Origin of the sequence: Thiorhodovibrio frisius, from assembly GCF_033954835.1 — a bacterium.
GTDB classification, from domain to species: domain Bacteria; phylum Pseudomonadota; class Gammaproteobacteria; order Chromatiales; family Chromatiaceae; genus Thiorhodovibrio; species Thiorhodovibrio frisius.
This window is the reverse complement of the sequence record NZ_CP121471.1, coordinates 5232705-5254813: the sequence shown is the minus strand read 5'-3', so window position 1 is coordinate 5254813 and position 22109 is coordinate 5232705. Positions and strand designations below refer to the sequence as shown.

16 protein-coding genes and 1 pseudogene are annotated in these 22109 nt (G+C 60.7%); 9 read left to right on the top strand and 8 right to left on the bottom strand.

What is annotated here, in order from left to right:
• Nucleotides 1–137 precede the first annotated feature (137 nt).
• From Thiofri_RS23845 to Thiofri_RS23825, 5 genes are all read left to right on the top strand, one after another.
• Nucleotides 138–581: a hypothetical protein gene (locus Thiofri_RS23845; RefSeq protein ID WP_009149147.1), complete on the top strand. Its 444-nt coding sequence runs from the start codon at nucleotides 138–140 to the stop codon at nucleotides 579–581.
• Nucleotides 582–764: 183 nt separating this feature from the next.
• Nucleotides 765–1199, top strand: coding sequence for a hypothetical protein (locus tag Thiofri_RS23840; protein WP_009149146.1), 435 nt, complete (start codon nucleotides 765–767; stop codon nucleotides 1197–1199).
• 27 nt (nucleotides 1200–1226) lie between these two features.
• Nucleotides 1227–1364, top strand: a complete 138-nt coding sequence (locus Thiofri_RS23835; protein ID WP_143741950.1) for a type II toxin-antitoxin system RelE/ParE family toxin — start codon at nucleotides 1227–1229, stop codon at nucleotides 1362–1364.
• A gap of 184 nt (nucleotides 1365–1548) precedes the next feature.
• Nucleotides 1549–3219: a B12-binding domain-containing radical SAM protein gene (locus Thiofri_RS23830; RefSeq protein ID WP_009149145.1), complete on the top strand. Its 1671-nt coding sequence runs from the start codon at nucleotides 1549–1551 to the stop codon at nucleotides 3217–3219.
• Entirely contained in the window at nucleotides 3216–3338 is a 123-nt protein-coding gene (locus tag Thiofri_RS23825; RefSeq protein ID WP_255324723.1) for a hypothetical protein, read from the top strand. The genes Thiofri_RS23830 and Thiofri_RS23825 overlap by 4 nt, the downstream gene beginning before the upstream one ends.
• Nucleotides 3339–3506: 168 nt before the next feature.
• Here Thiofri_RS23825 and Thiofri_RS23820 read toward each other — a convergent pair whose 3' ends face one another.
• The 5 genes and pseudogenes from Thiofri_RS23820 to Thiofri_RS23800 form a co-directional block, all read right to left on the bottom strand.
• Nucleotides 3507–5591, bottom strand: a complete 2085-nt coding sequence (locus tag Thiofri_RS23820; protein WP_009149144.1) for a PAS domain-containing hybrid sensor histidine kinase/response regulator — start codon at nucleotides 5589–5591, stop codon at nucleotides 3507–3509.
• 137 nt (nucleotides 5592–5728) lie between these two features.
• Nucleotides 5729–8164: a PAS domain-containing sensor histidine kinase gene (locus tag Thiofri_RS23815; protein ID WP_009149142.1), complete on the bottom strand. Its 2436-nt coding sequence runs from the start codon at nucleotides 8162–8164 to the stop codon at nucleotides 5729–5731.
• Between the two features lie 168 nt (nucleotides 8165–8332).
• Nucleotides 8333–8512 (bottom strand): annotated as a pseudogene (locus tag Thiofri_RS23810) (glycoside hydrolase 100 family protein); the annotation flags it as partial.
• 356 nt (nucleotides 8513–8868) lie between these two features.
• The gene (locus Thiofri_RS23805) at nucleotides 8869–10047 is read right to left on the bottom strand and encodes a DesA family fatty acid desaturase (RefSeq protein ID WP_009149136.1); all 1179 of its coding nucleotides are present in this window, start codon (nucleotides 10045–10047) and stop codon (nucleotides 8869–8871) included.
• Between the two features lie 58 nt (nucleotides 10048–10105).
• Nucleotides 10106–10408: a hypothetical protein gene (locus Thiofri_RS23800; RefSeq protein ID WP_009149135.1), complete on the bottom strand. Its 303-nt coding sequence runs from the start codon at nucleotides 10406–10408 to the stop codon at nucleotides 10106–10108.
• 116 nt (nucleotides 10409–10524) lie between these two features.
• Between Thiofri_RS23800 and fumC the strand changes: the two genes are divergently transcribed.
• The 3 genes from fumC (at nucleotide 10525) to Thiofri_RS23785 (ending at nucleotide 14336) form a co-directional block, all read left to right on the top strand.
• Nucleotides 10525–11922, top strand: a complete 1398-nt coding sequence (gene fumC, locus Thiofri_RS23795) for a class II fumarate hydratase (RefSeq protein WP_009149133.1) — start codon at nucleotides 10525–10527, stop codon at nucleotides 11920–11922.
• Between the two features lie 105 nt (nucleotides 11923–12027).
• Complete coding sequence (locus Thiofri_RS23790; protein ID WP_009149132.1) at nucleotides 12028–13665, top strand: NAD-dependent malic enzyme; 1638 nt, start codon at nucleotides 12028–12030, stop codon at nucleotides 13663–13665.
• Between the two features lie 368 nt (nucleotides 13666–14033).
• Complete coding sequence (locus Thiofri_RS23785) at nucleotides 14034–14336, top strand: hypothetical protein (protein ID WP_040855900.1); 303 nt, start codon at nucleotides 14034–14036, stop codon at nucleotides 14334–14336.
• Between the two features lie 205 nt (nucleotides 14337–14541).
• On the opposite strand, the gene Thiofri_RS23780 is transcribed toward Thiofri_RS23785, so the two are convergent.
• The 3 genes from Thiofri_RS23780 to Thiofri_RS23770 are packed head-to-tail and all read right to left on the bottom strand — an operon-like array spanning nucleotide 14542 to nucleotide 18766.
• The gene (locus tag Thiofri_RS23780; protein WP_009149129.1) at nucleotides 14542–14916 is read right to left on the bottom strand and encodes a hydrogenase maturation nickel metallochaperone HypA/HybF; all 375 of its coding nucleotides are present in this window, start codon (nucleotides 14914–14916) and stop codon (nucleotides 14542–14544) included.
• A gap of 18 nt (nucleotides 14917–14934) precedes the next feature.
• Nucleotides 14935–16824, bottom strand: coding sequence for a biosynthetic arginine decarboxylase (gene speA, locus Thiofri_RS23775; RefSeq protein ID WP_009149127.1), 1890 nt, complete (start codon nucleotides 16822–16824; stop codon nucleotides 14935–14937).
• Between the two features lie 4 nt (nucleotides 16825–16828).
• Nucleotides 16829–18766 carry a methyl-accepting chemotaxis protein gene (locus tag Thiofri_RS23770; RefSeq protein ID WP_009149125.1) on the bottom strand — a complete coding sequence of 646 codons (1938 nt, stop codon included), beginning with the start codon at nucleotides 18764–18766 and terminating at the stop codon, nucleotides 16829–16831.
• 223 nt (nucleotides 18767–18989) lie between these two features.
• Between Thiofri_RS23770 and Thiofri_RS23765 the strand changes: the two genes are divergently transcribed.
• Nucleotides 18990–22070 (top strand): PAS domain-containing hybrid sensor histidine kinase/response regulator, encoded by a 3081-nt coding sequence (locus Thiofri_RS23765; RefSeq protein ID WP_009149124.1) that lies wholly within the window; start codon nucleotides 18990–18992, stop codon nucleotides 22068–22070.
• Nucleotides 22071–22109 lie beyond the last annotated feature (39 nt).

Here is a 22109-nt window from a genome sequence, read left to right as displayed (position 1 = left end):
GATCTCCGCTCAAGCGCCCACGTCAGCGTCTAGCAGGAACTGGCACAGCGCATGCAGCATGCGATTGCGACGACGGTCGATCCGACCTGCTCACGTCCGTGACATTCAGAAAACCAACCCATTCAATGGAGATGATCATGACCATTCGAGCATTCCAAATCCTTAGCATCGCCACCCTGATCGCTTTGCCCACTTGGGTGGCGGCCAGTTCGGCGCCTCAATTCGACCCGGACTACTTCAGCCAAGGCCAGTCTCAAGGGCATGCCTGGGTCAGCGGTGGCATTGGTACCCATGAGCGCGAACTGCTCAGCCAGCACTTGGGGCAGGACTACAATCTCAAGCTGGAGTTCGCCCGCGTCAGCGGCCATTACCTGGGCAAGGTCGCGGTCACTATCACCGATGTGCAAGGCAACCCGGTGCTGTCGGCCTCTTCTCCGGGGCCCTGGTTTCTGGCGGAACTGCCCGCAGGTGACTATCGGGTGATCGCTATAGCCGATGAGCGCGCCTTCGAGCACCCCGTGTCCATCCCGGAACAGGGCTCACGCACGCTGATTTTTAACCAATGGCGTCGCGACCAGTAATCATGCGCCGGCCACCGCCGCCCAGCGGCGGCGGTGTGCGTCATGGAGATTTCCCGTTGACCGAAATCCGACTCGATCGACGCCATTTCCTTATCCAGTTGCCTCTGGGGTATCGATCACTTTGATCCCCTGCAAGTCCACAATCTGCTGAGCTGGCAGACGCATCTGGAGACCCTCAAGGAGATGAAGGCGGAGGACCGGGTTCGCTACACCGGTGTGACCACTTCGCACGGGCGGTTTGCGCTTGCTTTCGCGCCGCAAAGCGGGCTGATGCTGGCAAGCGCGGCCTGCGCCGAGGAGTTGACGCTGCCACTGGCGAGCGAGCGGCGTCAGCTCGGCCGCTCCATTGGATACGGGATGCTCGCCTTTGCCGTGGTGTTGCTTCCATTCATCGAGCTTGCTGCTGGGCGCTCTCGGTCGGGACTGTCACTCTTTGGCAGCGCGCCCGTCCCGACTGCCATTGGCACACTCGGCATTGTGGCGATGCTCAGTCCGCAACCCGCCAGGCTCATTGGCCGCTGTTTCGTTCTTGATGGGAGCATGAAGGTGCAATATCGTCTATATTCATATTTGCTAGGAACGAATATTTGGGCCCAATTATGGCAACCACCAGTCTGAGCCTAGGTCGGCAAGTCTCGTGAGGACATTAAGGATGGTTATCGCGGCTACTCGCAAGGGTCGCACGTTATCTTCTACCTTATTCGTGAGTCTTGTATAGGCATCATCGGTGTTCTGCATCAGCGCATGGATGCCTCGAGCCACCTTGATCCGTCGGACCAATAGTTTTGCGCAACCAATTCTGTGGATAATTACCGGCTTGGTAAGGTGCGGTTTTTCTTTGCGAGCAGTCGTTTCAAAAGAGCCGCACCCAAAGAGTTTTAGCGGAAGCCGCATACCCCTGCGTCCCGACGTCATGTCATGTACGCACCCACCTTCGGCTCAAGCCAGCTGAGTTCGCTGCCCCGAAATGACGCAAGTATTCAACCTCATCCTGATCAAGCCAACTCACTATGACGATGATGGGTACGTTATCCAGTGGTTGCGCTCGGCCATGCCGGCCAATAGCCTTGCGGCGCTTTACGCCCTCGCCCGCGACTGCGCCGAGCGCCGGGTGCTCGGGGATAACGTCGACATCCGTATCTGGGCCGCCGACGAGACCAACACGCGCATCCAACCCAAGAAACTAGCCGCGAAGATTCAGCGTGGAGGTGGGCAAGGAATGGTTGCACTGGTGGGGGTGCAGAGCAATCAGTATCCACGGGCGCTGGATTTGGCCAAAGCCTTCCGCAAACTTGGGGTGGCGGTGTGCATCGGCGGCTTTCATGTCAGCGGCTGTCTTGCCATGCTGCCGGATCTTACTCCGGAGCTGCGACATGCGCTGGATCTGGGCGTGTCGCTCTTTGCCGGCGAGGCCGAAGAGAGTCTGGAGAGCTTGTTGCAGGACGCCTGGGCAGGCCAGTTGAAGTCCATCTACAACTTTATGGCGCAGTTACCCGCGCTTGAAAACGTCCCGGCACCCTTTCTGACCCGACAGCAGGTCAAGCATACCGCCGGCCGCCAGACCAGCTTCGACGCCGGGCGGGGCTGTCCCTTCCTCTGCAGCTTCTGCACCATCATCAACGTGCAGGGACGCAAATCCAGGCACCGTGGTGCTGATGATGTTGAGCGCATCATTCTCAGCAATCTGTCCCAGGGCGTTGATCGGTTTTTCATCACCGATGATAACTTCGCCCGCAATCGCAACTGGGAAGCCATCCTTGACCGCCTGATTGCATTACGTCAGCAGCGCCATTTCAACCTGTTCATCCAGGTGGACACCATGTGCCACCGCATTCCGCGCTTTATCGACAAGGCTGCGGCGGCCGGAGTAAAACGGGTGTTTATCGGGCTCGAAAACATCGATGAGGAGAATCTGCAAGCCATCAACAAGAAGCAGAATCGGCTCGCGGAATATCGCGCTACCTTCCTGGCCTGGAAAACAGCGCGGGTGTTTACGCTTGCTGGCTATATCGTCGGGCTCCCCATGGACACACCTGAGTCGGTTATTCGCTGCGTCGAAATTATCAAGCGGGAGCTTCCGGTGGATCTCCTGGAGTTTTTCTTTCTGACACCCCTGCCCGGGTCCGAGGATCATAAAACCCTGTATGCGCGGGGTACCCCGATGGATGCGGATTTGAACAAATACGATCTTAGTCACGCGGTGACCAAACACGACCGTATGTCGGCCGCCGAATGGGAAGCGACCTACCGCAAATGCTGGGATATCTATTACAGTGACGAGCATGTGAACACCTTAATGCGGCGTGCCCATGCCTGCGGTATTAGCCCAAAACGTATTATGGAAAGCGCGGCCTGGTTCTATGGGAGCGTTCTGGCCGAGGGGGTGCATCCGCTGGAAGCCGGCATCCTGCGGCGCAAGTTTCGCGAAGACCGCCGTCCGGGGTTGCCAATCGAAAATCCGATTGTTTTTTATCCCCGTCGCGTGCGGGAGTTTTTCTACACACACTGGACGATAGGGCGCCTGTTGCTGAAGTATCACCGCATGCAGAAAGCGATTCGCTCGCAACCGCACAGTCGTAATTATCAGGATAACGCCATCACGCCAATACCGAGGGCGGGTCCAGGAGAGGGAGGTTGATCCACGAAGGCGGCGGCACCACCGATCAGGCTGCCTTTGTTATCAGCATGTCTATGTTTGCAGGGGGCATCGGCGTCATTGTTCAATCTTTGCGTAAAGGTCCGGTGGGTATCGTGTAGACACGAAGAAAATCGCTATGATACTAGGGCGTGCTACAAGCGCAGGCGTGTTGCCTGAGAACATTTGCCTATTGTTGGGTTGCAGCAAATTGGGCTTTTGGGGGCGCCATTAGTGCCGATTTCGGGTCGTGGTCGATCCGATTGGGCGTGACGGGCCGCTGGGCGGTCTTATGACGCTGCGGCGACCACCTTGTCCAGCGTCTCGGTCAGGGCCTGGATGTTGATCGGTTTGGACAAGTAGTCATTCATCCCCGCAGCCAGGTACTTCTCCCGATCCCCGGCAAGCGCGCGGGCGGTCAGCGCGATGATGGGGATCGACGGATTCAAGTCGCCTGTGGTGTTCTCCCGGATTAGACGGGTGGCCTCGACGCCATCCATCTCGGGCATTTGCACGTCCATGAGCACCAGATCGAACATTTGGCTTCCGAGCAACGCCAATGCCTTGCGACCGTTGCTCGCTATCTGTACTTGATGGCCCAGCTTTTCCAGCAATTTCTGCACGACTTTGGCGTTGGTCGGTTCGTCCTCGGCCACCAGGATGCGCAGGGCCTTGGCCGGTGGCTCTGCCACCTTGAGATCTGTCGCTCCCAGCTCGCTCGTGGCGGTCTCTTCAGCCGATTCGGTTCCCACCATGATCGTGAATTGGACGTGGGTTCCCTCGCCCAGGGTGCTGTCCATCTCGACCTGGCCGCCCATCAGGCCCACCAGTCGCTTGACGATGGACAGGCCCAGACCGGTGCCCTGAAAGCGACGCGTGGGGGAACCGTCGGCCTGGGTGAAGGGCTCGAACAGGAAGTCGATCATGTCCTCCGCGACGCCAATGCCGGTGTCGCGAATGGAGCAGCGCAGGCGGACGTGTTCGGCATCGATCTGCTCCAGCACATCGGCTTGGACGATCACCTCTCCATGCTCGGTGAACTTAACCGCGTTACCCACCAGGTTGAACAGCACTTGGCGCAGCCGCGCCGGGTCTCCAATCAGGATGGTGGGAATCGTGGGGGCAATGCGCGCATGCAGGGCGATCCCTTTGGCAGTGGCTTGATTGGCCAAGGCGGCCATGACCGGTTCCAGCTCGGTGGCGAGCGCGAAGGGCTCTTCCAGGAGGGTCATTCGCTCGGCTTCGAGCTTGGAGAAGTCGAGGATGTCGTTGATCACCCGCAGCAGGAGTTGGGAGGACTTCATGGCCAGATCGACGGACTCGGCCTGTTCCGGCTCGAGTTCCGACATCTCAAGGAGCTGGAGAAAGCCCTGGACCCCATTGAGCGGTGTGCGCAGCTCGTGGCTCATGTTGGCCAGGAATTCGGACTTGGACCGGCTCGCAGCCTCAGCTTGATCTTTGGCCTCGATGAGCTGCGCCTGAACCTGCTTGATGAGCGTCAGATCCAGGGTCTGGGCCACGGAGTACAAAAACTTTCCGTCCGCGTCCCTCACCTTGGAGACGGTGACCAGTGCCCAGCGGATTTCACCGTCCTGGCGCAGATAGCGCGTTTCCAGCTCGTAGCTATTCTGGTCGCCATTGAGGTAGTGCTGATACAGCGCTTTGGAACTCTTTAGATCCTCAGGGTAGGTAATGTCCTTGAAGGTCCTGACGAGCAGCTCCTGCCGGCTGTATCCATACAGCTGACAGGCCTTGTCGTTGACTTCCAGGAAATGGCCGCCCAGGCTGATGAGAGCCATGCCCACGCCGCTGTTGTGGAAGGCGCGGACGAACCGCGCTTCGTTCTCCTTGCGGGCGGCCTCGGTTCTCTTGAGCTGCGAGATGTCGCGCAGGATCAGGACATGCCGGTCGGGCAGGTCATTGGCCAACGCGCTGTATTCCGCGATAACCCGGACGCCGTTCTTGCGGAACAGGATGAATTCTCCCGACAGGCGCCCCGACGCGATAAACCGCGCCCATTCACCAGCAGCCTGAGGGCCAAATCCTTGTGGCGCGAGATCCGATGGCGCGAGGGCGCGTAATTCCTCGCGCGTATAGCCGGTCAGATCGCAGGCTGCCTGATTGACGTCGATGAAACGCCCTTGTGCGTCGGTGACGAAAATGGCTTCCTGAACGTTCTCAAACAAGGTGCGGTACTTGATTTCGCTCTGGCGCAGGGCCGCTTCGGTCTGCTCAGCGGTCTTGCGCTCGGGAATGTCCGCGCATTGGTCCAGCTTGCCCATAGCGTCACGGCCTTCCACCTCGGCGATACGCCGGCGCAGCTGGTCCAGCTTCTCAATCAGTTCCTGTTTGGTTTTGTGCTGGTCGCCAGTCATGGTGTTCAAGGTCTTTGGGAGCGGCGAGGGCGCGATTTGGATCGGCGGGACGCTGTTGGGAAGTCAGGAGGTAGCAAGCGTGCAGGGTACAACTAGATCACAGTGGCTGGCACCTGATGAATGGCGGGCGGCTTTCTTCATCCGCCCTCGGCAGCCCTGCAATCCAGCACCACCCGCAGGGCCTTTGCATCAACAGGCTTGGACAAGTAGTCGTCCATGCCGGCGGCGAGGAACCTTTCCCGGTCTCCCTTCATGGCGTGGGCGGTCAGGGCGACGATCGGGACCGACGGATCCAAGTCGCCGTCCTGATTGTCCCGGATGTGTCGGGTGGCCTCAAGACCGTCCATCTCGGGCATGGATGCATCCATGAACACCAGGTCGAACGCCTGGCTTCTGAGCCTGTCCAGAGCCTGGCGGCCGTTCGCGGCTGTCTGCACCTGGTGACCCAGCCTATTGAGCATCATGCTTAGGACCTTGGTGTTGGTTGGTTCGTCATCGACCACTAGGACCTGCAACGCCTTGGTCGGTGCCAGCCCAGTCCGCAGTCCCGCTCGGACTGGCTCGTGGGGAGCCAGCTCGTCTTCGGCAGCGGTTTCCACTCTGATGTCAAACCGGACCTCAGTGCCCTGGCCCAGGGTACTTGCGATGGTCACCTGGCCGTCCATCAGACCGACCAGTCGCCTGACAATCGCCAGACCCAGGCCGGAGCCCTGGAAGCGCCGGGTGTTGGAGCTGTCCACCTGGGTGAAGGACTCGAAGATGTCGGCGAGCCGGTCCTCGGGGATACCGATGCCGGTGTCGCTGATCGCGAACTCCAGGCGCATCCGCGCCGGATCCTTTCCGGACAGAACACGGGTGTCCAGGCGGACCTCGCCGCGCTCGGTGAACTTGATGGCATTGCCGAGCAAATTGAACAGTACCTGGCGCAGTCGGGCGGCGTCGCCGAGCACCCGCGCGGGCAGGTCCGGGGCCAAGCCGGAGCGCAGGGCCACGCCCTTGTTTGCTGCCTGCTGGCCAAAAGCCGCGATGACCGATGGCAGCAGGGCATTGAGGTCGAAGGGTTCGTGGGCGATGGACAACTTGCCCGCTTCAATTTTCGAGAAGTCGAGAATGTCGTTAATCACGGTGAGCAGGGTCTGGGATGAGCCCATGGCGATGCTCACGGCTTCTTTGAACTGCGTCTCCAGCTCGGCATCGTCGAGCACCTGGAGCATGCCCATCACCCCGTTGAGTGGCGTGCGGATCTCATGGCTCATGTTGGCCAGGAACTCAGATCTGGCCTGGCTGGCGGCCTCGGCTCGCTCTTTGGCCTCGATCAGTTCTTGCTCGAGCGCTTTCTGATTGGTGATATCGATATGCGAGCCGATGATCCGGATGGGGTTTCCCGTGGAATCTTGGTGGATGAAGGCTTGGGCCAGCACCCAGATGTAATGGCCGTCCTTGTGGCGAAAGCGGAAAACGAGCTCATATCGGTCGGCCTTTGTGTTGATTGCCTGATCGAAATGCGCGAGGGCCTTGTCCAAATCATCCGGATGAACCCGGCTTTGCCATTCCTCGAAAGCATCGCCGATCTCGTCGTCGGCGTAGCCGATTTGTCCTTTCCATTCCTCGGAATAGCGGACTTTGTTGGTGATGAAGTCCCAGTCCCACAGGCCAACATTGGCGAATCGAACCGCTTGCTCCAGGTCGTCTTTGGTCTCTTGGAGCGCGAGTTCGGCCTGTTTTCGCGCGGTGATGTCCTGAAAGGCGCCGGTGAGCTTGACCACTTCACCGTCTTTCAGAACTGGCTTGCCGATGGAGCGAGTCCACAGTGCCTGGCCCTTGGCCGTGATAAAGCGGACTTCGATGTCGTAGGGCTGAGCCTGCTCCAGGGCCGCCTGGACAACCGCCGCAATCTTGGGCCGATCTTCGGGGTGATAGAAATCGATGGCCTCTTGGACGGAGGGCATCTGGCCGACGGGAAGCTCATGAATCGCGTACGTCTGCTCGGTCCAGGTCATCTCCAGAGTGCGGGCGTCGAGCTCCCAGCCGCCGACCTTCGCCATGGCTCCGGTCTGCTGGAGCAAGGTCTTTAGTTGCTCCTCGGCCAGCGCTTGGCCGGTCATGTCGCGGGCAAGGTTCACCAAGCCGGTGACCCGGCCCTCTGGGTCGCGCAGCGGCTGATAGGTGACATCCATGTGCCGCCGGCCCAGGACAGGGAACTCGAACCAGCCTGAATACCTGACGACCTCCCCGGCCAAGCAGCGGTCGAGGCGGTCTTTGAGCTGGCTGGAAAAAAACGCTTCTCCAAAAAGATCGGTCACGGAGCGGCCGATAATTTCTTCCTTGGACAGGCCCCACAAGCGCTCGTAAGCCGGGTTGACGCGCTGGTAGACGTAACTTTTGTCCAACACCCCCAGTGCATCCTCGGTGAGCTGCGCCAGCGGGGAACACCAGCGCAATTCTTCCAGCCGCAGCCACTCATCGCCCCCCTCGCTGACACCGCCGCATCTCTCCAGCTCAGCGATACGCCGGCGAGCTTGGTTCAGCTCGTCGATAAGCGCCTGCTTGGTCTTGTGCTGATCGGAAGACATGGCGTTTGCTTCCCTCGAGCGGTGGTCGCTTCATGCAGATTGGTAAGGTGCCGAGTTTACAGGGAAAGCTAGCGGATGAGCCAAAAAAAGGGCAGTGAAATATGCCGGATGATGTTGCCGCGAATTCGCGAATGCCGAGGTTGTCATGTGGTAGGTCATCGAGGCTAATCAAGCAGCCCGAGGATTGCGCTCAGAGGCGTTGCCAACGGACAGCAGAGCAGCGCGCTTGGGATCTTCCAATAATTGGCAGGCGACCAGGTAGCCCGCCGCGCTCCAGGTCTGTTGCCGACGCGCCTGCTGGCCCACCAGGCGGCCGCGACGTCCGTCGTAATATTCCGGCCAGTCGTCGCAACCTCATTGGTCCGGCAGCCTGCCGTGGAGCAGGTGCCGGCAGAGGATCAGGGGCGATTTGTAGAGGTCGCGGAAACAGAGATGATGAGCCTTCATGAAGGCAACATCGCGCGCTATCGCCTGCGGCCTGCTGAGTACCATGCCTGGCGGAAAGGCTGGCTTTGACGGAGTTTGCGCATGCCGCAACCCAGAGAGCACAAGACCGTCCAAGCCCAGATCCTCGACTACGCCCAGGCCTGCGCTCTGCTTCGGGATGTGGCCCGCTGGGAAACAGGCTGCTTCACGGCTCCTTCGGCATCACCGCTAGGCTGCGGTGCGCGACCACCTAGCGCGCATCCTGGCCGATTGGAGCCTCAACCGTAGCCGCAAAGCCTCTTGGAGAACTGCTGCAGCGCGATCACGCGGCTCGTCTCGGCTTGCTGGAGCCAACTTTCCAGTTGCTCGACCAACTGCTCGCGCGAGGCGTTGGAGCGGCCCCAGAGGGCGACCAGTTCCTGGCGCATCGCGTAGAGCATGCGCAACAGCGGACTGGCCGCGAGCGCCTGCTCCAGGATCACGCGTTGCGTTGCGGGCAGATTCTCCACGCCCCGCTGCAAGCCGCTCTGCACGGCTCGCAGCGTCTTCTTGTCGCCAAGACCGAGGGCCGCGCCAACCTGTCTTTGTCGAACCTCTTGCTTGACCGCCGGCTTCAGACTGTCGACAAACCTGGCCAGCACCGCATAGCGATGGGTAATGACGGCCTGCAAAGTGCCGGCATCGCAGTGCTGCTTGGTCGGGTCGATGCGCAACTTGGGCGCCACCCGCCGAACCTTGGCCAGCCCCAAGACCTCGAGGAGGCGGATATACAGCCAGCCGAGGTCGATCTCCCACCACTGATTGGAGAGCTTGGCCGAGGTGGCGTAGGCGTGGTGATTGTTGTGCAGCTCCTCGCCTGCGACCAGGATGCCCCAGGGCACAATGTTTCTGGAGGCGTCATTGGGTGCAAAGCGCCGATAGCCCCAGTAATGGCCGATGCCATTGATCACCCCGGCGGCGAAGAACGGAATCCACAGCATCTGCACCGCCCAGACGGTGAGCCCGATGGGGCCGAACAGCACCAGATCGATCAGCAGCATGAGACCGAGGCCAAGGTTGCTGTGCCGCGTGTAGAGGTGGCGTTCGATTGCGTCATCGGGCGTGCCCTGTCCATAGCGCTCCAGCGTCGCAGCCACCGCAGATTCGCGTCGATAGAGATCGACGCCATCAAACAGAACCTTCTTGATCCCATAGACCTGCGGACTGTGCGGATCATCCGGGGTCTCGCACTTGGCATGGTGTTTACGATGAATGGCGACCCATTCGCGCGTGACGATGCCCGTGGTGAGCCACAGCCAGGCGCGGAAGAAATGGCTGGCGAGCGGGTGCAGGTCCAGGGCGTGGTGGGCCTGATGCCGGTGCAGGAAGATGGTGACGGAGGCGATGGTCACATGGGTCAAGCCCAGGATGACCAGCACAATCCCCCACCAGGGCAGTTCGATGAGGCCAAGCGGCATGGGTGCGGACTCCAAGTCGTGATAGATCGAAATAGATCGTGACAGAAAGAGTTTGACCTCAGCGGCCGCCGGTGTCGGTACGGTAGCGCACATTATGAGAGGCCGCACAGGCGGGCGCGATTAGCTGCATCAGCACTCCCACCACCAGGCGTTGAGCATCGTTGCCACGGCCGCGCAGGAGACCGTCGCCGCCGCAGATCATCTGTTCTCCGATGCCAAAATTCATGATCAGTGCTCCAGTCAGCGCGCTGGTGCGTCGATCAAGATGACATTCGGGAGCATATCCAAAAACGCGCAACTCGCGGCCCTTGCAACGCTCGCGATCTCCGTTCAGCCCCACCGCTGCATGTTGACGGCGCATCTCGCCCTCGCTAGCCTCCTGTCTCAAGCCGCACCTAAACTCGTAAGGGTTGCTCGGTTTTCCTGTCCATATAATCTAACTGACAAATCTTCAGAAAAAATCTCCAGGAGCACCCTATGACCGAGTTCCGTGCCGAAACCGACAGCATTGGGGAGGTCCAGGTCCCTGCCGACAAGCTCTGGGGCGCTCAGACCCAGCGCTCGCTTGAGCATTTCAGCATCGGCGACGACCTCATGCCGCGGGAGATGATCGGCGCCTATGCCACGCTGAAGAAGGCTGCGGCAACGGTCAATCACGCCGGCGGGCGACTGGGCGAGCAGCAGCATGCGCTCATCGTGCAGGCCTGCGACGAGATCTTGGCCGGTCAGCACCAAGACCAATTCCCTTTGCATGTCTGGATGACCGGCAGCGGCACCCAGTTCAACATGAATGTGAACGAGGTGATCTCCAACCGCTGCTGCCAGCTCGCCGGCAGTCCGCTCGGGGCCAAGACCCCGGTGCACCCCAACGATCACGTCAACATGTCGCAGTCGTCGAACGATTCCTTTCCCTCGGCGATGAGCATCGCCGCAGCAGTGGCGACGACCGCAAAGCTTCTGCCCTCTGTGCGCGCGCTGCGTGACGCGCTCGATGCCAAGGCCAAAGCATGGGACGGACTCGTCAAGATCGGTCGTACCCACATGCAGGACGCCACGCCGCTGACGCTGGGCCAAGAGGTTTCCGGCTACGTCGGCATGTTGGATGAAGCCGCCGGATGGATCGAGCAGGCGCTGTCGGGCGTCTACCGCCTCGCCCTCGGGGGGACCGCTGTGGGCACCGGCCTCAACGCGGCACCCAACTTCGACACCGAGGCCGCCACGGAGATCGCCAAGCTGACTGGCCTGCCGTTCGTGACCGCGCCGAACAAGTTCACGGTGCAGGGCGCCCACGACGCCCTCGTGCAGTTGCACGGCAGCTTCAAGACGCTGGCCGTATCGTTGTTCAAGATCGCCAACGACATCCGGCTGCTGTCCTGCGGACCGCGTTGCGGACTCGGGGAGCTCAATATTCCCTCCAACGAGCCGGGCTCCTCCATCATGCCGGGCAAGGTCAACCCGACCCAGTGCGAGGCGCTGGCGATGCTGGCTGCCCAGGTCATGGGCAACGATGTGGCGGTCGGTATCGGCGGTGCCAGCGGCTATCTCGAGATGAACGTCTATAAGCCGCTGATCATCTTTAACGTCGCCAAATCCGCGCGGCTGATCGCCGATGGCTGTCACAACTTCCGCGTCTTCCTAGTCGAGGGCACCGAGCCCAACGAGAAGCGGATCGCAGACTTTGTCGAGCGCTCGCTGATGCTGGTGACGGCCCTGAGCCCAGTGATCGGTTACGACAAGGCATCGCAGGTCGCCCACTATGCCCTGGACCATGACATGACCCTGCGCGAGGCCGCATTGAAGCTCGGCTTCGTCGCTGCAGACGAATTTGACCGGGTGGTGGACCCGAAGAAGATGACCCATCCCTCCATCGCCTAAGCCACCGACGAGGTCAGCGGCATCAGTTAAACGCGCCGCCGATTTTGATGCTCGTTGTCGGCCCCTCGGCTCCGTTCGCTCCTATCAACACGAGAGAGACAGACCATGCCCATGACGACCATCTCCAAGCGCGGTTCAGAGCTGCTTCAAGATCCGTCCTTGAACAAATCCACCGCCTTCACCGAGGCCGAAAGGCAGGCCCTGGGCCTTGTGGGTCTGGTACCCGATGTGACCGAGACCGAGGATCAGCAACTGCGCCGAGTGATGCTGCAGCTCAGCCATAAGCACACCGACCTCGATCGCTACATCTTTCTGGTTAATTTGCTCGACCACGATGAAACCCTGTTTTACCGGACCATCATGTCCGACCCGGCCCGCTTCCTGCCGATCATCTACGACCCGACAATCGGCGAGGTCTGTCTCAAGTTCGGTCACATTTACCGCCAAAGCCGGGGAATGTATGTCTCGATCGAGCGGCGAGGGCAGGTTCGGGACATCCTTGGAAACTGGCCCCAGAAGGACATCCGCTTCATCTGCGTAACCGACGGTGGACGCATCCTCGGCCTCGGTGACCTTGGTGCCAACGGCATGGGCATCCCGATTGGTAAGCTCCAGCTCTACACTGCCGCAGCCGGGGTGCCCCCTCAGTACCTACTCCCGATGTATCTGGACGCGGGCACCAACAACGAGCAATACCGCAATGACCCGCTCTATCTCGGGCTGCGCAAAGCGCGTCCGCCGACGGACGAGCTTTTTTCGTTCGTCGACGAGCTGGTTGAGGCGGTGCAGGAGGTGTTTCCGCGTTGCTGCATCCATTTCGAGGACTGGACGGGGGTGGATGCAGTGCATTTGCTCGAGCGCTACCGCGACCGATACTGCGTCTACAACGACGATGTTCAGGGTACAGCCGGTATCACCCTGGCCGGGATGATCAACGCCGTGAATCTCAAGGGCACCCAGCTCAAGGACGAGAGCTACCTCTTCCTCGGCGCCGGATCGGCGGGCATTGGCCTTGCCAACCTGCTGTGCTCGGCGCTGGTCGCCCAAGGCATGTCGCTCGCCGACGCGCAGGCCAAGGTGCACATGTTTGACGTCAATGGCCTGCTGGAGCCGAGCCGCACGGACCTAGTAGACTTCCAGCGACCCTATGCGCACCCGAACGAGCCCTGCACGGACTTCGCCGCTGCGATCAAGCGCCTGAAGCCGACGACGCTTATCGGGGTCAGCACGGTCGGCGGCGCCTTCACCCAAGAGGTCGTCGAGGCGATGTCGCGGGTGAACGAGCGCCCGGTGATCCTCGCCCTGTCGAACCCGACCGATCACGCAGAATGCACCGCGGAGCAGGCCTACACCTGGTCCAAGGGCAAGGTGATCTATGCCGCGGGCGTCCAGTTCGATCCCGTCCATTATGAGGGGCAGGTCTTTCTGCCGGGACAAGCCAACAATTTTTACATCTTCCCGGCGGTGGGCATGGCGATTTACGCGACCCAAGCCAGTCGCGTCGCCGACGAAATGTTCATCGAGGCAGCAGCGGCGGTCGCGGATCAGGTGCCGCCCGAGATGCTCAAGCAGGGGCTGCTTTATCCGCCTCAGTCGAACATCTTGGAGACCGAAATCCAAACCGCCGCTCGGGTCGCGCAACTCGTTTTCGACCTGGGCCTCGCGCGCGTCGAGCGTCCGACTGATATGGTCGATTTCATTCGCGCCCATGTCTATCGGCCCGAATATCCGACGCTCGTCTGAGCCGTGCAGCAGCCACCGGCGAAATCAGGAATTGGCCTGCCGCAAGTGCATCATTTTGGAATGCGCTCGCGGCGCGCTGAGGCGATGCCTAACAGCGTGATGGTCCCCTTCTTTGGTATGCTCGCTATTTAGTCCGCTCCGTTGCCTTGGTTGAGGATGTTCGATGACATCGCTCATTGTGCCCGCCCAAGGCAGGTTGGAGGAGCGGGGCTGACTGTCCCGTTTTTTAGTGTGTTTGTGTGATAATTCGTGTTTTCCGCAAAGAAAATCCAAGGCTGCGGAATTTCATAAAAATAATATCTTTTCCAAAGGTTATATGCCTTTGAAATGCCATGCCCTTCTACAGCGCTCCATCCACGAGGTGCAAATTGAACTCGAAGAACCTAGCATTCGCGACCATTGGCTCTTTGCTGCTGGTTTCCGCTTTTTCTGCCTCGGCTGAGGAGGAAGTTATCACCAATGGGCTTGATGTCGACGTCCGTCAAACCATCGATGAGTCCCCGCACGGCCAGATTGATCCTGGCGCGGACCAGGGCGTTGCGGATGTCCAGGATTTCGGCGACGGGAGCACCAACGAGGGCGGGCCGCCGGATGGCTATTTCGACTTGCGCGACGCGGCCCTCGACCACGAGCAGAACCTTGGACCTAATGCCCCCGGCTATATCCCCTGACCGGCGAACTTTGATTTCGGTCCGCTAAGGCAGGCGAGCAGAGCTAGTCCCTGGGCTCATGGGCAGTGACGGCTATGGAGATTGACGGCTTGGCCCGGCGAGAAGCAGCGGCTTCGAATTGGCAGTGAGCTTATACCAATCGCAAACTGGTTATCGGTTTTGGGTCGGGTGACGGCCACGGGGGTCTCGGCGGCCCTTGATCGGATCAGGGGCTGCTGGTAATGGCAGCTGCGTCTTCGATGTCCAGCTCAAGACTGGCTAGCAGCATTTCGTCGCCGCTGATCAGTTCGGTCTGGTAGCTGCCGCAGTCTGCGCACAGCAGCCGATTGGGAGTGGCTTCACTCTCAGCGCCGCAGGCGCGACAGCGCACGCGGATGGCGCCTGAGTCGATTTCTAGGTGCGCATGCTCGGCAATGGTTCCGGCGGCAGCGAGTGGGTAGGCATTGGCGAGCAATTGCGGCTCTACACCAGAGAGCGGGCCGATGCGCAGGCGGATGAGGGTCACCCCGCGCGCTTCGTGCTCGGCGGCAATGGCTTTGACCTGGTCAAGCAGCGACAGACAGATAGAGAGTTCGTGCATAGGCTTGGATACGAAATGCTAAAGACTGCCGAGATAGGTGTAACCAAAGAGCCCTACTTTTAGTTCCAGGTAAAAGGCCTCGCGCGTGGCGGGGTCAAGATCGGCTTGTTGCAACAGCCGCTGGTAGCGCGAGAGTAATGCGCGTGGCTCAAAATGCACATAGCGCAGCAGTTCTTCGGTCGAGTCGCCGCGTTCGAGATCGCCCAAGCGATATCCGTCCGGCGCATTGGGGTCGAGTTCGATGTTGACCGCATCGGTATCACCGAACAGATTGTGAATATCGCCGAGAATTTCCTGATAGGCACCGACCATAAAAAAGCCAATCAGGTACTGGTCTTGTCTGGGGTCGAATGCATGCAGCGGCAGACTGGCCTCGATCCCGTCCTGATCGACATACTGGCCGATGCAGCCGTCGGAATCGCAGGTGAGATCATGCAGCAGGGCGCGTTCGCTCGGGGGCTCGTGCAGCCGTTGTAAAGGCAAAATAGGGAAAATCTGATCGATGGCCCAGACATCCGGCAGGGACTGAAACAGCGAGAAGTTGCAGAATACCTTGTCTGCCAGCGCGGCATTGATGGCATCGAGCAGTTCGCGCTGGCGCCTGTTGCTGTGCGACAGACGCGGGCGCAGCGCGCGACCGGTGGCGGCATGGAGTTCATCGGCGCGCGCGCGCACCGCAAGTGGCAGTTCGCCGCGCGCAAACTGCTGCTGCACCCCGGCGCGCAACTCCTGCGCGCGTTCATAGACTTCAAGCGGCGGCTCGCTGCTGGCAGCGGCGAGATTAGCCGCGAGTGCGGCGAGTGGCGGATGCGCGTCATCGAGCGGGTCGCTAGCCGGGCAGTCCCGCCCGGGCGCCTGTTCGCGGTCGACCACATCGGTGATCAGCACTGCATGATGGGCACTGAGCGCCCGACCAGACTCGGTAATCAGATCGGGCTCGGGCAAGTCGCGTGCGCGGCAGCTTGAAGCCACAGCAGCGACAATGGTCTCGGCGTATTGGTCCGGGCTGTAGTTGACCGAACAATAGGCGCGGGTGCGCGTGCCTTCGTAGTCCACGCCCAGACCGCCGCCCACGTCTAGGGTGTCGAGCGCGGCACCCGCCTCGCGCAGCTCGCCGTAAAATTGCGCCAGTTCGCGCACGCCGGTGGCAATGTCCTGCAAGTTGGGAATCTGCGAGCCAAGATGCGCGTGCAGCAGTCGCAACCAGCCCAATGCCTGCTTGGCCCGCAGCCGCTCGACCAGCGCCAGAATCTGGCTCGCCGATAGTCCGAACTTGGCTTTTTCGCCACCGCTGTTCTGCCAGTTGCCAGCGGCCGCTGCGGCCAGGCGCACGCGCACGCCAAGCAGGGGTTCAACCTCAAGCCGCTGTGCTTCCTCAATCACCAGATCAAGCTCGGACGGCTTTTCGATCACAATGAAAATTCGCCGGCCTAAGCGCCGCCCGAGCAGCGCCAGGCGCACATATTCGCGGTCTTTGTAGCCGTTGCAGACGATGGTCTCGTCATCCGGCGTTAGTGCCAGCACTGCGAGCAACTCCGGCTTGCTGCCGGCCTCCAGCCCCAGGCCACCGCCGGCGAGCAGCGCGCGCACCACGCTGTGTTGCTGATTGACCTTGATCGGATAGACCGGTCGGTAGCTGCCCTGGTAGCAGTGTGCCGAAATGGCGGCAGCGAAGGCCCGGTGCAGCCGACGCACGCGGTCGCGCAGGATGTCGTCGAAGCGTACCAGCACTGGCAGAGACAGCCCCTGCTCGCGCAGGCGCTCGGTCAGTGCCGGAAGATCGATGCGGGTGGCGCCTTGCGGGTCGGGGCGCACGGCAAGATGGCCGTTGTCGGCCACCTCGAAATAGCCTTCACCCCAGCGGCTGATGGCATAGATGGAGTCGCCAATGGCGGGTGCCGGGGGCATGTTGCTAGGCGTTCTTGCTCAGGGTGAAGAAGGACATGGACTCCTGTAGCTGCTGCGCCTGGGCGCTCAGTTCCTCGGAGGTGGCCGCGAGCTCTTCCGAGGCGGCAGCGTTCTGCTGCGTGGCCTGGTCGAGCTGGCTCATGGCCTCGTTGATCTGCCTGACGCCGCCGGCCTGCTCGCGCGATGCGCTGGCAATCTCGCCGATCAGCTCGGCGGTTTGGACGATTTTGGGCACGGTGGCCTCGAGTAGTTTGCCGGCATCCTCGGCAATCTGCACGCTACTGCCGGCCAGGTCGTTGATCTCGCGCGCGGTCTCGCCGCTCGATTCGGCGAGCTTGCGCACCTCGGCGGCCACCACGGTAAAGCCCTTGCCATGCTGACCGGCCCGTGCCGCCTCGATCGCGGCATTGAGCGCGAGCAGATTGGTCTTGTAGGCAATTTCCTCAATCATGCCGATTTTGCTCGCAATGTCTTTCATCGCCGCGACAGTGCGATTGACCGCATCGCCGCCCTGACGCGCTTCCTCGGCGGCGGTGCGCGCCATCTCATCGGTGCGCCGCGCATTGTCGCTGTTCTGCCCGACACTGGCATTGAGCTGCTCGATGCCAGCGGAGGTTTCCTCCACGCTGGCAGCCTGCTCGGTTGCGCCCTGGCTAAGCGACTGGGCGGTGGAGCTGACCTGACTCGATGCGCTGGACAGGCTGTCCGCGCCCGAGCGCACTTCGCCGACAATTGTTTTCAGTTCCTCGACCATGCTCGCCATGCCGGCGGCCAGGCTGCTGGAATCACCGCTTTTGAGCTTGAGTGCTTGGCTCAGATCGCCCCGGCCCAGACGCTGGGCGAGCAGTTTCAGGTCAGCCGGCTCGCCGCCGAGTTGCTTAAGGATGCTGGCGGTGATGCCGAGCGCCAGCACGGCGGCCACCAGGACAGAGACAATGGTCACGCCCACCTGGACGCCCTGGGTTGTCTGACCGTCGGCAACCAGCTTTGTCTGGTATTGCTTGGAGTCGCTGTTCACAATCTCGGCCATTTCTGAGAGATCCTTCTGCACCTTGCGCAATTCCGGCAGAGTCGCGTTGTTATAGATGTCGCGCGCCGCGCGCGTGCCAGCAACCTGTGCGCCGGCCATGCTCTGGACCTGATCGAGTCCGGCGCGCACCTTGGCCAGGGAAGGCAGAGTGTCGTCGTTAAAAATCTGCTTGGCGCTGTCAAAATCGCCGATCAGCAACGGCCGTTGCATGGATGCGGCGCTCTCATGCAGGCGCTGGTGCGGGTCTTCAATCGAGGTAAAAACCGCATCGATATCCGGGTGGGCTGTATGAAAGGCCGCGCGTTGCGGACCGTAGAGAAACTTCCCGAGTGCGCATTGGGTGTGGTCGAGCTGGACATCAAGCTGGCGCGCCTGCGTGATGAGCGCGGATTGCACCTCGGACGCCCACTCGATATGGCCGAGTTCAAGTTCTTGAGCGCGCTCGGACAATTGCGGGTCTGCGGGTTGGTAGGTGTCGCGGATGCTGCTTGCGGTTTCATGCAGGGCTGCGTGCGGGGCCTCGATGGACGCGAGCAGGGGCTTGATTGAGGGGAAGAGCGCCTCGGCCTTCTTGCGCCCTTCGCCATAGTACCAGCGCCCGAAGGCGCATTGGCGCGGGTCGAGCTGGAGATCAAGCTTGTCCGAGTCGTCGTTGAAAACGTAACGACTGAGCGTGCTGGCCCAGTTCAGATGATCGATTTCGCGCTGGGCCAGGTCGGTGCGCAAATTATCCGCCTCCACCACCTTGTCGCTCAGACCGAGGATGCTTGACAATCCGAGGTAGCTCCAGCCAGCGGACAGAATCATCAGCACCAGAAGAGTGCCGAAGCCGAGAAGAATCTTGGTGCGCAGCCGCATGCTGCCGCCGCTCCAGGATGCGCCGTTTTTCTGGGTCTTTCCCGTCTTGCTCATGACTGCCTGCCCTTGTGCCAACACTATTGTTTCCAGAGGTCAAATTCCAAGGCTTATCGCGGAGATTTGACTTCCAGTCTCAATCCCAGTCTCAAGCATAGTCGAGAACGGCCGCTGCAACTGCCGAAATTCGCACAATCAGGTGGCCGTTTGCGGATACTGCTATGCTGAAAGACAAGCGTTCTTGCAATATTAGCGGTTGATGATAAAGGAATTGTCGGTAATGCGCTCACCCCCAATGGGTCTTGGCCTTTTTCTGCTTGGCGCCGGGTTGACGGTGGCCTTCTACTTCTTTGCCTCGTCTGAGCTGCGACAAACGCGCACGGGTGCACTCAAGGAGCTTGAAGTGATCGCTGCGCGCGATGCCCAGGCGCTGGAACAATGGCGCGGCGAACGACTGGCTGATGGCAAGACCTTCACTGCCGGTTTGCCGGCTCGGCTGGCCCGCTGGCGCGAGGGGGACTTCTTAGCTGGGCCGACCATCCCGGAGCTGAAAGATCGGCTACAGACCACGCTCGAGGCTTACAATTACGCGGGTGTGCGCCTTTTTGGTGCCAATGGCCAACTCTTGCTCGGTGAGGTCGCGGACGGCATTGCACCAGAGGTGCTCGAGCCGCTGAATCCGCTCAGCGCAACCGATCTTAACGGGCGGCAGCCGATGCTCTCGCTGCTGCGAATCGATGCCACCGGTCCGGCCAGTATGGTGCTCGATATTCCGCTTTGGTACCAGGACCAACTGGGGGGGCATCTGCGCTTTTTGATTCAGCCGCAGGCTTTTCTGACCAAACTGCTTGGGCCCGATATGACCACAGCGACGGGCAGCCATGCCATGTTGCTGCAAACTTCCGATCATGAACTCTTGTGGTTCGCGCCTGAACCGGCATTTGTGGTGCAGGCTGACGCGCTGAAATCCAGCCAGCCCGAACGCCAGCCTGCACTGAAGTGGCGCATGCGCCCGGCACCAGAGGTCGTCGCCCAGGTGCTGGCCCAATGGCAAGAAGATCCCAAGGATGCGCCTGAAATCTTCAAGTACGAGGATGGCGGACGTTTTTTCGTGAATTTTTCCGCGGTCTCCAATAGCTCCTGGTTGGTGATGGCCACCTCCAATCGCATGGCCGTTTGCGGCCCCTGCATCAAGCGACAGATCACCATCGGGCTGGTGTTGTTGCTGTTTTATTCTCTGGCTGCGGCAACCTTTTGGAATTGGCGGCGGGCGCAACAGGGTCGAGAGATCGCGCGACGCAATGAGGTGCTGGGCGCGGCGGCGACGGCGATGCCGGGGGCTCTGTACGTGGCTGAGCCGGACTCATTCAGTACCCTGTTCATTAGCGCGGGTATTCAGCGTCTGCTTGGCTTCGAGCCACAGGATGTTCTGGCAACCCCAGGTTTCTTTATCGATTCCATGCATGAGGATGATCGCGAGGCGGCGGTGTCGGCGCTGCGCACGCTAGTGGCGTCGGAGAACAGCCTTGGCGTGCTCAATTATCGTGTCTGGCGCCAGGACCGTTCTGGTTGGGTGTGGGTTGAAGATCGGATATTTGTCGAGCGCAGCGACAAGAGCAAGGCAAAGCTGCTCTATGGGGTGATGTTCGACATCACCAAGCGCAAACTGGTCGAGCAGCAGTTGGAAGAGAAAAACCGCAGGCTTGAATCCCTGAATGCCGACCTCCAGGAGGCCAACGAGCGTGAGAAAGGACTCGCCGAAAAGGCCTCGGCCGCCAATCTGGCCAAAAGCGAGTTTCTGGCCAATATGAGCCATGAGATCCGTACCCCGCTCAACGCCATTATCGGCATCACCGATCTGCTGTCTGAAGCCGGGCTTGATGAAGAGCAACGCCAGTATGCGGAGACTCTGCGCGGCGCCAGTCGCAGTCTCTTGGCGTTGATTAACGACATTCTCGATTTCTCCAAGATCGAAAAAGGCCGTCTGACGCTGGAATGCATCGCCTTCGGGCTCGATCCGCTGATCGAGGAAGTTGTCACAGTGGCCGCAGTGCAGGCCGAGGCCAAGGGACTTGAGTTTCTGGTCGATGTCGATCAGCGCATTCCGGCCTGGCTGCTCGGCGATTCGCTGCGACTGCGCCAGGTGCTGATTAACCTGCTGGGTAACGCGGTCAAGTTTACCTCCAGCGGCGATGTCACCCTGGCCGTGGAGCTGATCCAAGCCAAGGCGGAGCGCGTGGTTGTGGAGTTTTCGGTGCGGGATACCGGCATCGGTATCGCGCCGGATCGCCAGCAGGCCCTGTTCGATGCCTTCACGCAGGCGGACAGTTCCACCACGCGCAAATTCGGCGGCACCGGGCTTGGGCTGAGCATTGCCGCAGAACTGGTGACGCTCATGGGTGGCTCTCTGCGGGTCGACTCCCAGCCTGAGGCCGGCAGCCGGTTTTATTTCACCCTGCACCTGGATCTGCCCAACCCGGCTGAATCGCCGCAAGATTCGCTCCAGACCCTGGCTGGCAGGCGCGCGCTGGTCGTGGCGGACTATCAACCGCTGCGCGAGCTTCTGCCACGTCATCTGCGGGCCTTGGGTCTGCGGGTTCAAGCGGCGGCGGATGTGGGTGGCGCAGCCTCCTTGCTGGCGAAGGACGGGCCGACAGACCTGGCCATGATCGACTACCACTTTCCCGGTTCTGAGCCGCGTGAGCAGATTCAGGCTTTGCGCGAACGGGCAACGCCTGGCGCCACGCGCATCCTGTTGATGGCCTCCAGCAGGGACTTCGGTGAAGCAGTGGCGCTTCGGACTGCGGGCTTGGCCGATACTGTCATCAGCAAACCCCTGACGCGCGGTGCGCTACGGCGGACGCTCAGCGATTTCGTCCAGGGTGTCTCTAAAGACGCGGGGCAAGACACCCAAACACAGGGCAGCCGTGATCAGAGCAGGGCGAGTGGCGGCATCGGGAACGCCGCCGGTGGCATTAAGGACGCCTGTATTCTGGTGGCAGATGACGAGCCGACCAATCAGATCGTGTTGAAAAAGATACTCGCGAAGCTTGGGCACCGGGTGCTGGTTGCTGCCAATGGTCGCGAGGCGCTCGAGGTGTTATCGCAGCACCCCTGTGATCTGGTGTTGATGGATGTGCGCATGCCCGAAATGAACGGGCATCAGGCTACTCGCGCGATCCGCGCAGCGGACTCGACTGCGCTGAACCCAAAGATCCCCATTATTGCCTTGACTGCCGAGGCGGTAACCGGAGAACGCGAATCCGCCCTGGCGTCGGGGATGGATGATTTTCTGACCAAGCCAATTGAGATTTCGGCACTCAACGAGGCCATTCAGCGTTGGCTGGCGCGGGCAGGCTGATATGAAAAGACCGGGGTGAAAACCCCGGTCTGTCGTTGC